Annotated in this window: 10 protein-coding genes; 4 read left to right on the top strand and 6 right to left on the bottom strand. The window is 71.8% G+C overall.

Annotated features, from left to right (window positions below):
• Positions 1 to 207: 207 nt before the first annotated feature.
• From ABFX51_RS23865 to ABFX51_RS23855, 3 genes are all read right to left on the bottom strand, one after another.
• The gene (locus tag ABFX51_RS23865) at positions 208 to 429 is read right to left on the bottom strand and encodes a DUF5703 family protein (protein ID WP_091503613.1); all 222 of its coding nucleotides are present in this window, start codon (positions 427 to 429) and stop codon (positions 208 to 210) included.
• Positions 426 to 1,433 carry a YncE family protein gene (locus ABFX51_RS23860; protein WP_346054985.1) on the bottom strand — a complete coding sequence of 336 codons (1,008 nt, stop codon included), beginning with the start codon at positions 1,431 to 1,433 and terminating at the stop codon, positions 426 to 428. The genes ABFX51_RS23865 and ABFX51_RS23860 overlap by 4 nt, the downstream gene beginning before the upstream one ends.
• A 78-nt stretch (positions 1,434 to 1,511) precedes the next feature.
• On the bottom strand, positions 1,512 to 2,474 hold the full coding sequence (locus ABFX51_RS23855; RefSeq protein WP_177228488.1) for an aldo/keto reductase: 963 nt from the start codon (positions 2,472 to 2,474) through the stop codon (positions 1,512 to 1,514).
• Between the two features lie 115 nt (positions 2,475 to 2,589).
• Here ABFX51_RS23855 and ABFX51_RS23850 point away from each other — a divergent pair, with 115 nt between their 5' ends.
• From ABFX51_RS23850 to ABFX51_RS23840, 3 genes are read left to right on the top strand one after another with little or no spacing between them, the layout of a single operon-like run.
• Positions 2,590 to 3,426: an undecaprenyl-diphosphate phosphatase gene (locus ABFX51_RS23850; protein ID WP_346054984.1), complete on the top strand. Its 837-nt coding sequence runs from the start codon at positions 2,590 to 2,592 to the stop codon at positions 3,424 to 3,426.
• 15 nt (positions 3,427 to 3,441) lie between these two features.
• Positions 3,442 to 4,152 carry a histidine phosphatase family protein gene (locus ABFX51_RS23845; RefSeq protein ID WP_091504283.1) on the top strand — a complete coding sequence of 237 codons (711 nt, stop codon included), beginning with the start codon at positions 3,442 to 3,444 and terminating at the stop codon, positions 4,150 to 4,152.
• Positions 4,149 to 6,209 (top strand): M3 family metallopeptidase, encoded by a 2,061-nt coding sequence (locus ABFX51_RS23840; protein WP_346054983.1) that lies wholly within the window; start codon positions 4,149 to 4,151, stop codon positions 6,207 to 6,209. The genes ABFX51_RS23845 and ABFX51_RS23840 overlap by 4 nt, the downstream gene beginning before the upstream one ends.
• A gap of 394 nt (positions 6,210 to 6,603) precedes the next feature.
• On the opposite strand, the gene ABFX51_RS23835 is transcribed toward ABFX51_RS23840, so the two are convergent.
• From ABFX51_RS23835 to ABFX51_RS23825, 3 genes are read right to left on the bottom strand one after another with little or no spacing between them, the layout of a single operon-like run.
• Positions 6,604 to 7,596 carry a malate dehydrogenase gene (locus ABFX51_RS23835; protein ID WP_091503619.1) on the bottom strand — a complete coding sequence of 331 codons (993 nt, stop codon included), beginning with the start codon at positions 7,594 to 7,596 and terminating at the stop codon, positions 6,604 to 6,606.
• Entirely contained in the window at positions 7,593 to 9,752 is a 2,160-nt protein-coding gene (locus tag ABFX51_RS23830; protein WP_346054982.1) for an FUSC family protein, read from the bottom strand. Before ABFX51_RS23830 ends, ABFX51_RS23835 begins: the two co-directional genes overlap by 4 nt.
• A complete protein-coding gene (locus tag ABFX51_RS23825) occupies positions 9,752 to 12,706 on the bottom strand; it encodes a GH92 family glycosyl hydrolase (protein WP_428832497.1) in 2,955 nt (984 codons plus the stop codon). The genes ABFX51_RS23830 and ABFX51_RS23825 overlap by 1 nt, the downstream gene beginning before the upstream one ends.
• A gap of 139 nt (positions 12,707 to 12,845) precedes the next feature.
• On the opposite strand from ABFX51_RS23825, the gene ABFX51_RS23820 reads away from it, so the two are divergent.
• Entirely contained in the window at positions 12,846 to 13,640 is a 795-nt protein-coding gene (locus tag ABFX51_RS23820) for a class I SAM-dependent methyltransferase (protein WP_346054981.1), read from the top strand.
• The last annotated feature ends 2 nt before the right edge of the window (positions 13,641 to 13,642 follow it).

Here is a 13,642-nt window from a genome sequence, read left to right as displayed (position 1 = left end):
ACCACGCACTCCACACCGACCACCACCACTTGACATAGAAGCTTCCTGACGGCGTCGCTTCGCGATGGCTTCGCCCACCCTTGACCCGCCGGATCGGCCGTAAGTGCGGCTGGGGATCGGGGCGGGGGTGGGTGTGGGCGGTGTGGCCGCTCGCTTCGCGTCGCCGGGTGGCGGTGTGTGTGGGCGGTCATCCCGTGCCTGCGGTTGTTACGAGGCCAGGTAGTTCACATCTGCTGGGCGGCGCTTCCTGCGGAGCCAGACCCTGCGGGTGCCGTCGGAGTACAGGCGGACCGTGGACAGTTCCCAGCCCGCGAACTCCGCGTGGATGGACAGTTGCGTGGCGGCCGCACGCCGGGAGACGCCCGGTGGCAGCTGCAGCCGCCGGTACTCCCAGTCTCCGTCGACCACCGCCTCGGACGAGGTTGTCATGGCTGGATCACCTGGACCCCTTCTCCCGTTGCCGAGCCGACGTAGACCTTGCCGGTCCGGGCGTCGACCGTTACCGAGTTCGGCTGGCGCACCGTCGGGAACCGGTACTTCTCCACGGGCTCCCCACCCCGCACGTCGAAGCCCACCACCTCGTTGCGCTCCGTGAGCGTCACCCACGCCATCGAACGCTGGGCGTCGTACGCGATGCCGTACACGCCGCCGGGCACCGGGTACATCTGGCGCAACAACAGCGGATCCATCGAGAACGCGAGGAGCGCCCCCGCCCGCGTGTCCGTCACCAGGACCCGGCCGTACGAATCGGCCACGGCGTTGGTCGCGCCGTCGCCCGCCCGCAGGCCCTCACCGATCGCACCGCCCGGCACGTCGACCGTGAAGACCGCCGTGCGCAGCCGGTCCAGCACCACCGTGTGGTCCCCGGAGCTCACCACCTCGTCGGCGCTGTACAGCCCGCCCGTGATCGTCTTCACGAGCTTCCCGCCCTGGTACACCTCGACGGCCTTGCGGTCCCGCACCGCCACCAGCGTGTCCGCGCCCGCCGCGACGGCGTCCGCGGGCTGGCCCGGCACGCCCAGCTCACCGGCCTGGCCACCGCCCACCGGGATGTTCGCCACGGTCCCGCGCCCGGGGATGCTGGCCAGCACCTGCCCGGCCCCGAAGCTCAGCTGCTCGACAGCACCCGGCACCGCGACCCGCACGGGCTGCGCGCTCGGCTCATCCAGCCGGTACAGCAGCACCGCGGGCGGCTGGTCCACCGCCACGGCCAGCGTCCGGGACGCCGCATCCGCCGCCATCGCCGTCACCGCCGGCGACGCCAGCACCGTGCCGGCGGGCGTCACAGCGGGGGCGGGGGAAACGGCGGCCGTCGCCGCGACCGGGTTGTTCACGATCTGCAGCTCGTCGTCGCCCTTGCCGGTGTCCGAGGAGCAGCCCGCCACGAGCAGCGCGCACGCGACCGGCATTGCCACCACGGCGGACCTCCGCACCCGACCTCCGGACCTTCCGACGTTGCGCCCCAGCATCCTCCACAATGCCCGCCACGTCACGTCTGTGTCACCTGCTTGTCACCTCGGCCACCGCTCCGGGTAACCGAACTCGATCGCGCTGACGTCGTCCAGCGCGGCTTTGATGGCGTTCGGGAGCACGATCTCCTCCGCCGCGAGCGAGCCCGTGAGCTGCCCCGTGTCCCGCGCCCCGACCACCGGCGCGACCACTCCGGGCCGGTCCCGGACCCACGCGAGCGCGACCGCCAGCGGCGACGTGCCGAGGCCGTCCGCCGCGGTGGACACCGCCTCCACGATGCGGGCCGCGCGGTCGGTGCGGTGCTGCTCGACGTACCCCGCGTACGTGGGGGAGGCGCCGCGCGAGTCCGCCGGGGTGCCCGTGCGGTACTTGCCGGTCAGCACGCCCCGGCCCAGCGGCGCCCACGGCAGCAGCCCGACCCCGTGGTGCAGCGCGGCGGGCACGACCTCCCGCTCGACCCCGCGTTCGACCAGCGAGTACTCGGCCTGCACCGACACCAGCGGCAGCGTGCTGCTCGCCGCGGCCGTGGCCAGCTGCCAGCCGGAGTAGTTGGAGACGCCGACGTAGCGGACCTTGCCCGACGTCACGGCGTAGTCGAGGGCGGAGAGCGTCTCGGCCAGCGGGACGGTGTCGTCCCACGCGTGCAGCTGCCACAGGTCGATGTGGTCCACGCCGAGCCTGCGCAGCGAACCGTCGAGCGCCGACAGCAGGGCGCCGCGGGAGGCGCCGCCGCCGAACGGGCCGTCCGTGCGCCGGGCGACGGCCTTCGTGGCGATCACGACGTCCTCGCGGGGCACCAGGTCCGCCAGCAGCCCGCCCAGGATCCGCTCGCACTCGCCCTCGGCGTAGATGTCCGCCGTGTCGACGAGCGTGCCGCCGGCGTCCACGAACGCGACCAGCTGGCTCGCCGCCTCGTCGGCGTCGGTCTCCCCGCCCCAGCTCATCGTGCCGAGCGCCATCCGGGAGACGCGCAGTCCCGACCGGCCCAGCTGTCGCTTCTCCATGCCACAGAGAGTAACTGCCCTGCACGGACTCAAGCCCGACGGTCCGGTGATCAACGCTGCCGATACCCTTCGGCACCGTGCAAATCAGACTCAACCCGACAAAGGCCCGGTGACCATGGGCTGGATCGAAGCGATCATCCTCGGCCTCGTGCAGGGCCTGACCGAGTTCCTCCCCATCTCCTCCAGCGCGCACCTGCGCATCACCGCCGCGCTGGCCGGCTGGGAGGACCCCGGCGCCGCGTTCACCGCGGTGATCCAGATCGGCACCGAGCTGGCGGTGATCCTCTACTTCGGCCGCAAGATCGGCCGGATCATCCGCGCCTGGTTCCTGTCGATCTTCCGCAGCGAGTGGCGGCAAGACCCGGACGCGCGGATGGGCTGGCTGGTGATCGTCGGCTCGATCCCGATCGTCGTGCTGGGCCTGCTGTTCCAGGACTCCATCCACTCGACGTTCCGCGACCTGCGGATCACCGCGACGGTGCTGATCGTGTTCGGCATCATCCTCGCGATCGCCGACCGGGTGGGACGCCAGTACCGCACGCTGGACCACCTCACCGTGCCGCACGGCCTCACCTTCGGCATCGCGCAGGCGCTCGCGCTGGTGCCGGGCGTGTCGCGCTCCGGCGGCACCGTCACGGGCGGTCTGCTGCTCGGCTACACGCGTGCCGAGGCGACCGAGTACTCGTTCCTGCTCGCCGTGCCCGCCGTGCTCGGCTCGGGCTTCTACGAGGTCAGCAAGATCGGCGAGGGCAGCGGACCCGAGTGGGGGCCGACGATCCTCGCGACGCTCGTCTCGTTCGGCGTGGGCTACCTGGTGATCTCGTGGCTGATGCGGTTCATCAAGACACGCAGCTACGTCCCGTTCGTGATCTACCGGGTGGCGCTGGGCATCGCGCTGTTCGTGCTGATCGCCGTGGGCACGCTGGACCCGAAGGCCGGTCCGGACTTCTGACGTAGTGTGGCGGCCGTGGCTACCGTGATCCTCCTGCGGCACGGCCGCTCGACCGCCAACGGTTCGGGCGTGCTTGCCGGCCGCACCCCCAAGGTGGGGCTCGACGACACCGGCCGCGGCCAGGCCGACGCACTGCCGGGCAGGCTGGCCGGCGTGCCGCTGGCCGAGGCCGTCGTGTCGCCGATGCTGCGCTGCAAGCAGACCGTCGCCCCGCTGCTCGCCGAGCGGGGGCTCGACCGCACCGTCGAGCCCCGGCTGTCCGAAGTGGACTACGGCGAGTGGACGGGGCGCGAGCTGAAGACGCTCGTCAAGGAACCGCTGTGGCGGGTGGTGCAGGCGCACCCGTCCGCGGCGGTCTTCCCCGGCGGCGAGGGCCTGGCGAGCATGCAGGCCAGGGCCGTGGCGGCGGTGCGCGAGCACGACGCCCGGATCAGCGCCGAGCACGGCGACCACGCGGTCTGGCTGCTGTGCAGCCACGGCGACGTGCTGAAGGCGATCCTCGCCGACGCGCTGGGCCAGCACCTGGACGCGTTCCAGCGGATCGTGGTCGACCCGGCGTCGATCTCCGTCGTGCGCTACACCGAGACGCGGCCGTTCGTGCTGCGGGTCAACGACCACGGCACGGACTTCGCCGGGATCGTGCCCCCGCCGCCGAAGCGGGGTAGGAAGAAGGCATCCTCCGACGCGGAGGTCGGAGGTTCCACAGGACGAAGGGGCCGTCAGTGAACTCTCAGCTCTCTCCGGACAACCCGTTCGCGAGCCCGAGCGAGCTGCCCTACGGGCTGCCGCCGTTCGACCGGATCGCCGACGAGCACTACGCGCCCGCGTTCGAGGCGGGGCTGGCCGAGCACGCCGCCGAGGTCGAGGCCATCGCCGCGAACCCGGAGCCGCCGACGTTCGACAACACGATCGTCGCGCTGGAGAAGTCGGGGCGGCTGCTGTCGCGCGTGGCGTCGGTGTTCTTCAACCTCACCTCCTCGGACACGAACCCGGTGCTGCAGGACCTGCAGGCCGAGGTCGCGCCGAAGCTCGCCGCGCACTCCGACGCCATCCACCTCGACCCGCGGTTGTACGGGCGGGTGCGGGAGCTGTACGAGCGGCGGGAGTCGCTGGGCCTGGACGCGGAGTCGGCGTGGCTGCTGGAGCGCGTGCACACCGACTTCCAGCGGGCCGGTGCCGGGCTGCCGGAGGGCGACCAGGAGCGGCTGCGTGAGCTCAACGCGGAACTGTCCACTTTGAGCACCCGCTTCCAGGAGAACCTGTTGCGGGACACCAATGATCTCGCCGTCGTGGTGGACGACGAGCGGGAGCTGGCCGGGTTGTCGGCGGACGCGGTGGCCGCGGCGCGCGAGGCGGCGAACTCACGCGGGCTGACGGGGAAGTTCCTGCTGACGCTGAACCTGCCGACGTCGCAGCCGCTGCTGGCGTCGCTGGAGAACCGCGCGGTGCGGGAGCGCTTGTTCCGCGCCTCGGTTTCGCGCGGCAAGCGGGGCAACGACAACGACAACAGCGAGGTGCTGACGCGCATCGCCGCGTTGCGGGCGGAGCGGGCGGCGTTGCTGGGCCACCCGCACCACGCGGCGTACGTGATCTCGGACGAGACCGCGGGGACGGCGGAGGCGGCGATGAGCCTGCTGGAACGCCTCGCCCCGGCCGCGGTGGCGAACGCGAAGCGGGACGCCGAGGAGCTGCAGCGGTACCTGGAGCAGGACGTGCCGGGCGCGACGCTGGAGCCGTGGGACTGGGCCTTCTACGGCGAGCGGGTGCGCAAGGCGCGGTACGACGTGGACGACGCCACGCTGCGGCCGTACTTCGAGCTGGACCGCGTGGTGCGGGACGGCGTGTTCTTCGCGGCGAACAAGCTGTACGGGCTGAGCTTCACGGAGCGGCACGACCTGCCGGCGTACCACCCCGACGTGCGGGTGTTCGAGGTGTTCGACGCGGACGGTTCGCCGCTGGGGCTGTTCCTGGGTGACTACTACACGCGCGACTCCAAGCGCGGTGGCGCGTGGATGAACACGTTCGTCGACCAGTCGGGCCTGCTGGGGGAGCGGCCGGTCGTGGTGAACAACCTGAACATCGCGCGCCCGCCGCAGGGTGAGCCGACGCTGCTGACGTTCGACGAGGTGGTAACGGCGTTCCACGAGTTCGGGCACGCCCTGCACGCGCTGCTGTCGGACGTGCGGTACCCGACGTTCTCGGGCACGAACGTGCCGCGGGACTTCGTGGAGTACCCGTCGCAGGTCAACGAGATGTGGATGCTGTGGCCGGAGGTGCTGGCGAACTACGCGAAGCACCACGAGACGGGGGAGCCGCTGCCGCAGCGGCTGGTGGAGCGCCTGCAGGAGGCGGCCCAGTACGGCCAGGGCTACTCGACGACGGAGTACCTGGCGGCGGCGCTGCTGGACCAGGCGTGGCACACCATCTCCCCGGACGACGACGTGCGGGACGTGGCGGGCTTCGAGGCGGCGGCGCTGGAGAAGGCCGGGGTGGCGCTGCCCGTGGTGCCGCCGAGGTACCAGAGCACGTACTTCGCCCACATCTTCAGCGGCGGTTATTCGGCGGGCTACTACTCCTACATCTGGAGCGAGGTCCTGGACGCCGACACGGTCGAATGGTTCCGCGAAAACGGCGGCCTGACCAGGGCGAACGGGGACCACTTCCGGAAGGAGCTGCTGAGCAAGGGCGGGAGCACGGACTCGATGGCCGCGTTCCGCACGTTCCGCGGCCGGGACCCGGAGATCACGCCACTGCTGAAACGCCGGGGTCTGACGGGAGTGTAAGCGGGGGTTGGCCCCGCCGCGGCGGGAGCCGGGGACGCCCCGGTGCTGACGTGGCGGGGTTTGCGCGGGAGTTCCAGCCGGAAGGCCCCCGCCGGGTGCTGGCGAACGCCCCAGCACCCACCCCCACCCCCGCACCCCAGGGCCGAGGGCGCGCCAGCGCCCAACGGCCCCAGGCCCTTACACCCCTCCCGCCCCTTCGCCCCCAGCCCGCTTTGCGCGCGGCCGGGGGCGGGCCAAGAGTGGCGAAGCCATCGCGAAGCGACGCCGAAGGCGCTCTTGACGCGCCCCCTCCGCGCGTAAAACCCTCAAAAGCGAAGGGCCCCAACCCACCCCCGAACGCAACGACGCCCCGGCCGCCAGGCCGGGGCGTCGAGCCGAACACCGAAAGCAGAACTCAGCCAACCAACCCGAGCTTCCGCACAGCCTCCCGCTCCTCGGCCAGCTCGGCCACCGAAGCGTCGATCTTGCCGCGCGAGAACTCGTCGATCTCCAGGCCCTGCACGATCTCCCACTTCCCGTCACGGGTGGTCACCGGGAACGACGAGATGAGCCCCTCCGGCACGCCGTACGAGCCGTCCGACGGGACGGCCATCGAGGTCCAGTCGCCCTCGGCGGTGCCGTTGACCCAGGTGTACACGTGGTCGATCGCGGCCGAAGCGGCCGACGCCGCCGACGACGCGCCACGGGCCTCGATGATCGCCGCGCCGCGCTTGGCGACCGTCGGGATGAAGTCCTCCTCCAGCCACTTCTGGTCGTTCACGGCCTCGGCCGCGGTCTTCCCGCCGACCTCCGCGTGGAACAGGTCCGGGTACTGGGTGGCGGAGTGGTTGCCCCAGATCGTCATCTTCTTGATGTCGGCCACGGACACGCCGAGCTTCTTCGCCAGCTGGGCCAGCGCCCGGTTGTGGTCGAGGCGCGTCATGGCGGTGAACCGCTCGGCGGGCACGTCGGGGGCGTTGGACTGCGCGATCAGCGCGTTGGTGTTGGCCGGGTTGCCGACGACGAGCACCTTGATGTCGTCGGCCGCGCCGGCGTTGATCGCCTCGCCCTGCGGCTTGAAGATGCCGCCGTTGGCCTCCAGCAGGTCGCCGCGCTCCATGCCCTTCGTGCGAGGGCGGGCGCCGACGAGCAGCGCCACGTTGGCGCCCTCGAACGCCTGCTTCGGGTCGTCGAAGATGTCGGTGCCCGCGAGCAGCGGGAAAGCGCCGTCTTCGAGTTCCATCGCGGTGCCCTCGGCCGCCTTGACCGCCTGCGGGATCTCCAGCAGCCGCAGCTTCACCGGCGTGTCCGCGCCGAGCAGCTGACCGGACGCGATGCGGAACAGCAGCGCGTAGCCGATCTGGCCGGCGGCGCCGGTGACGGTGACGTTGACGGGGGCTTGGGTCATTGCGTACTCCTGCGGACGTTCTCTTGGCTTGTAGTGCGAACTCTATCGGCCTCCGGTCCCGCCGACCGGGTGCGTCGCCCCACATCCGGCTTGACCGATTCCGCTGCCGGGACGCCGAACACCCGCCCCAGCGCGATGATCCCCTCGTCAAGGCGGCTCAGGCTGGTCAGCACGGACCGCACGTGCCGGTCGTCGGACTCCCGCGTGACCGCCGTCTCAGGGTCCCGGTCGAGCTTGTCCTGCGTGCCGCCCCGCACCGACTCGGTCAGCACGTCGAGGTTGTGGCTGATCCGGTCGGCGAGCCCGGTGAGCCGGTCGTCCCCGGCGAGCAGACCGGGCTCGGCGCGGGCCGCGATGTGGCGCGCCCGGAAGGAGATCCGGTCGAGCGCGGACAGCACGCTCGCGCCGAAGTCGCGGCGGCTGGACAGGCTCATCGGGTGGGTGAGCGGTTCGACCGTCGTGCGGACCTGTTCGATCGACCGGTCCAGCTCCCGCGACAGCTCGATGACGTTGATGTTCTCCCGGCCGGACAGCAGCGCCTCGACCCCGTCGAGGAACTCGTGCACGTCGCCCAGCACCGCCTCCAGGTCCGAGCGCAGCACCGTCCTGGTGCGCACGGGCAGCACCACGACCGCCGCGATGATCCCGGCGGCGGCGCCCACCGTGGTCTCCGCCACCCGCAGCCACAGCACGTCGATGGTGAACGTGCCGAGCATGCTGTAGAGCAGGCCGAGCATGCAGGTGATGAAGAACGACATCACCAGCTGCGACACGCGCGCCGTGTAGACCAGGCAGAACACGCACACCAGGATCAGCACGACGGTGAGCGCGAGGTTGCCGGTGACGAGCAGCGCCAGCAGCATCCCGCCGAAGATCCCGACGAGCGTGCCGACGACCCGCCGGAAGCCCTTGACGAACGTGGCGCCCGTGGTCGAGGTGTTGAGGAACACGACGAACACCGTCAGCACCGCCCAGTACCACCGCTGGTGCGACACCAGTTCGCCGCCGAGCACGGCCAGACCCCCGCCGATCATGGCCTGCAGCGCCGCGCGCGCCTGGTTGTCGAAGGCGAAGAAGCGCTTGGGCTCCGGCTCATCGGGCTCGGGCAGCTCGGCTTCGGCGGAGTAGTCGTGCTCGGCGATGCGCTGCGCGTTGACGTCGGCGAGCGCGAGCTCGGCGATGGCGCGCCGCAGCTCGTCGCCGGGCTCGGGTTTGTCCCGCAGGCGGCTGCCGGTGACGAGCATCCTGCTGAACTCGTCGGTGTCGCTGATCACCGGCAGCTCGCGGGGGTCGTGCTCGATGAGGTGCTCGAACCGCAGCAGGCTGCCGACCAGCTCGTCCCGCACTTCGTCGGGCAGCTTCTCGGTGCTGGTGCGGCGCACCACGAGCGACAGCCACTGCGCGGCGATCTCGATCTCGATGGCCCGGCGCCGCAGCAGTTCCGACGCGGGCGGGTCCATCACCTCGTTGATGGCGTCCTCGATCATCAGGACCGACTCGTGCAGCCGGGAGTCCGCGCGGCGCAGCTGGTTGCGGCGGCGCTCGGTGCCGCCGCTCGCGAGGTAGGCCGCCGCGGCGGCCGCGTGCCTGCCGAGCCGGGCCCGGAACGCCCTGCGCACCCGCGTCAGCTCCCGTCCGGGGTTGCGCCGGAGCACCAGGAACCGCATCACGGCGTTGCCGGTGAGCCCGACGGCCAGCGCCAGGAGGTACTGCGGCAGCTGCGTGAGGTGGATCTGCAGGAACATCGAGAAGAAGAACATGAAGAACGCGAGCGCGCCCAGCGCGGGGCCGCGCGGCGCGAACCGCTGCGCGTAGACCGCCAGGAAGATCAGCAGGATGAACAGTACGCTGTCCAACGGCGGCCTGGTGATCCCGAACGCGGCGACGGTCAGCGACAGCGCGCCCGAGCAGAACGCGAGCACGAGCGTCACGGCCTGCGCGCGCGGTTCCTTGTCGTTGACGGTGAAGGCCGACTGCATCGCGCCGATCGCCGCCACCATGATCGTCGGGATGGGGCGGCCCGCGAGGCCCAGCACGGCGATCGCGAACACGATGCCGCCCACCGCGAGGCCCGCGCGGTGCAGCCGCAGCAGCCCCGGGTCGGCGGCCACGAGCCGGTCACGCAGCCGTTCGGCGGTCATCCGCAGGGTGTCCATCAGCGCTCCCCGGCCAGCAGTTCCCACTGGGCCAGCGACAACCGCCGCCCGGAGAACGCCGTGATCCGCAACCGGTAGCGCGGGAAGGCGGCCGATGCCGTGAGCGCGAACGGCCGCGTCTGGCGGCGCCAGCGGAACGTCTCGCCCGCACGCTCGTCGAGCACCTGCCACGTCTGCCCGTCCTCGCTGCCCTCCAGCACCCACGCGGTGGGGGAGCCGTGCGCGCCCGAGGTGAGCGTGTACAGCTCCACGGGCCGTGGTGGACCGTCCACTGTGAACTCGATCGCCGGTGGCGAGGTGAACGTGAGCTGGGTGCGGCTCGTGTCGTCGGACAGCGTGGGATGCGTCGAGCGGCCGGGCAGGTCGGCCAGCGGGCGCGGCGGGGCGTCGCCTTCGGTGAGCGACGGGGGCGGGGTGCCCCACTCGGACGGTTCCGCGGCCAGCTCGAACTCCAGCGTCGCGCCCGTGACGAGCCGGTCGTGCGACAGCCACGCCTGCTCGTGCGGCTCGCCGTCGACCCGCAGGCGGCGTACGTACGGCCCGCTGCCGGACGTCGTGATCACCACGTGCTTTCCGTTCTCCAGTGCGATTTCCGCGCGCCGGAACAGCGGCGCGCCCAGGACGTAGCCGGGGCTGCCCACGGCGAGCGGGTACAGGCCGAGGGAGGCGAAGACGTACCAGGCGGACATCTCGCCGTTGTCCTCGTCGCCGGGGTAGCCCTGCCCGATCTCGCTGCCGAGGTAGCAGCGGGTCAGCACCTCGCGGACGACCGCCTGGCCCTTCGCCGCCGCACCCGCGTACGCGTACATCCAGGGGATGTGGTGTGACGGCTGGTTCGAATGGCCGTACTGGCCCAGCCGCACGTCGCGCGCCTCGGTCATCTCGTGGATGATCCCGCCGTAGGAGCCGGGGTTGCGCCCCGTCTCGGGCGTCGCGAAGAAAGCGTCCAATTTGGACTCCAGTGCGGCGCGGCCGCCGTGCAGGTTCGCCAGTCCCTGCCCGTCGTGCGGGACCGAGAACGCCGTGTTCCAGCCGTTGGTCTCGGTGTAGTCGAAGCCCCAGCGCGCCGGGTCGTAGTCCTGCGGGGACCAGCGCCACGCGCCGTCGCGGTGGCGGCCCTGGAAGAACCCGGTCCGCGGGTCGAAGTGGTGGACGTAGTGCAGGGCGCGCTGCCGGAAGTAGGCCGCGTCGTCGGCGCGTCCCAGCGCGGCCGCCAGGTTGGCGATGCCGAAGTCGTTGATGCACGCCTCCAGTGCCCAGGACAGGCCCTCGTGGGTGCTGAGCGGCGTGAAACCCAGGAAGATCGACTCGTGCAGGCCCTTGCGGCCGACGCCCCGGCGCGGCGGGGCGACGGTGGCGTTCCTGAGCGCCGCGTCGTAGGCGGCTTCGACGTCGAAGTTCCGCACGCCCTTGAGGTAGGCGTCGGCGAAGGCGACGTCGGAGCTGGTGCCCGTCATGAGGTCGGCGTAGCCGGGGGAGGACCAGCGCGCGATCCAGCCGCCTTCGCGGTACTGCTGCACGAAACCCTCGATCAGCTCACCGCACTTGCGTGGCGTGAGCAGCGCATACGCGGGCCAGCAGGTGCGGTAGGTGTCCCAGAAGCCGTTGTTGACCGACATCGGCCCGTCGACGACCTTCGCGCCGGTGCGGCGGCGGGTGCTGGGCCACCAGCGACGCACGACGGGGCTCGCGTGCCGCCGGCCGCGCGGGGTCTCCTCGTGGGCGGAGTTGGGGTAGAGGAACAGCCGGTAGAGGCCCGAGTAGAAGGTGGTCAGCTGGTCCTCGGTCGCGCCGTCCAGCTCGATCCGCCCGAGCAGGTCCTGCCACGCCTGCCGCGCGTCCTCCCGCACCTGCTCGAACGTCGTACCGGCCGGGATCTCGGCGTCGAGGTTGCGCCGGGCCTGCTTCGCGCTGATCAGCGACGTCGCGATGCGCAGCTGGACGGTGGCAGTGCCGAACGCGAGCGCCTTGCCGTCGCGGCGGCCCGGCCGGTCGAACGCGCCGTGCACGAACATCCGGCGCGCGCCCACGGACAGGCGGCTGCGTACCCACGTGTAGCCGGTGACCGTGCCGCGTTTCGGGTCCAGCCGGATCCCGCCGCGCCTGCAGGCGAACCGGATCTTCGCCTCGCCGGGGAAGGTGAAGCGGAACACCGCGGCGTGGTCGGCCGGCGCGAGGTCGACGGTGAGCCCGCTGTCGAACCGCACGCCGTAGTGGTGCGGCCGGCCGGTCTCGTGCTCGCGCGTGAACGCGAGATCGCCTTCGGGGATGACGTGGAAGGTGTGCCGGTCGCCCATCCAGGGGCTGGGCTGGTGGCTGAGCGCGAAACCCGCCAGGCGCGGGCGGTTCGTGGCGTCGTTGCGGCGGTGGTACTCGTACAGCCAGGTGGTGGACGACGCGTCGGTGACCGGGGTCCAGAAGTTGAAGCCGTGGGGCACCGCGGTGGCCGGGAACGTGTTGCCGCGCGAGAACTCCGAGCTGGAATGGGTGCCGCGGGTGGTGCGCACCCAGTCCACCGGATCCCACCGCCGAGGCGGCCGGTCGCTGATGCGGACGTCGTCGATCCAGCCCGCGTCGTCCCCGCCCGCGAGCACGATCGCCCGCACCCGCCCCGGCGGCAGCGGGCGGCGGACGAGGTTCCACTGGTCCGGGTAGAGCGCCTTCGGGTCGAGCACGTCCGTCAGGGTGCTGCCGTCGTCCAGCTCCACGTCCAGCGCCACGGAGGTGCCCCGCTCGGGGAAGACCACATAGGACAGCTCGGTGTGCTCACCAGCCGGGACGTCCACGTCGAACAGCCGCACCCGGCCAGGCCGGTCGTACCGCAGCGCCCGCAGCCCGGTGAACCCCACACCCGCCTTCGCGGTGGGCGACTCCGCGGGCCCGGCCCCGATCTCCCCGGCGAGCGGAACGGGATCCCCCTCTTCGAAGGACGAAAAGAACCGGTCGGCGATCACGGCCCTACCGTAACCCGCTCCGGTTGCCCGGCGAGGTATCTGACCCGTCCTATCGGGTCGTGGTGCCCCGGCACGGCCAGGCGGCGCGTCCGGCGGGAGAAAGATCGAAAACCTGGAGGAAACCACGGAGAGGAAGCCCATGTCCACCGAACTCGGGAACGAGTACATCTTCAACGGAAGGCACGTGGCGGACGTCCCCCGGCGGCTCCGCGCGCTCGAGGAGAGCTACGACCCCGGGACGGTCGGCAGGCTGGAGCGGCTCGGGGTGGGCGCCGGCTGGCACTGCCTGGAGGTGGGTACCGGAGCGGGGTCGGTGGCCCGCTGGCTGAGCCACCGGGCCGGCCCGGCGGGCCGGGTGCTCGCGGCCGACCTCGACACGTCGTTCTTCACCGGGGAGGGCCTGGACAACGTGGAGGTCCGGCAGCTGGACCTCCGCTCGGAGCGGCCGCCCGAAGGGGAGTTCGACCTGGTGCACGCCCGTCTGGTGCTCGGCCACCTCCCGGAGCGCGATCGGGTCCTCGATGCGCTCGTCGCGGCACTGCGGCCGGGAGGCTGGCTGCTGGTGGAGGAGGCCGAGGAGTTTCCCTTCCACGGCATGGGCGACGGGCTGCACCGCGAGGTCGTGCTGGCGGCGCTGGCCGCGATGGAGACCGCCGGGTTCACGGCGAAGTGGGGGCGGAAGTTGCCCGCCCTGTTCCGGGCGCGCGGGCTGGAGGACGTCTCCGCGGTCGTCGAGGCGCCGATCGTCCCCGGCGGCTCGTCCGGGCTGGAGTGGCTCCGGCTCTCCATCGATCAGCTGATCCGCGGCGGCCACCCGATCCAGGTGCACGGCCGCGGTGGGTACGAGCAGTGGCGGCGGAAGAGCGAGGACCCGGACACCTGGCTGGTCAGCCTCCCGCTGGTCGCGGCCCAGGGGAGGGCGGCCCGCCGGTGACC

Source organism: Amycolatopsis dongchuanensis (assembly GCF_039542405.1).
GTDB classification, from domain to species: Bacteria; Actinomycetota; Actinomycetes; order Mycobacteriales; family Pseudonocardiaceae; genus Amycolatopsis_E; species Amycolatopsis_E sacchari.
The sequence above is the reverse complement of the archived record's forward strand: the minus strand, read 5'-3'. Positions and strand labels throughout refer to the sequence as shown.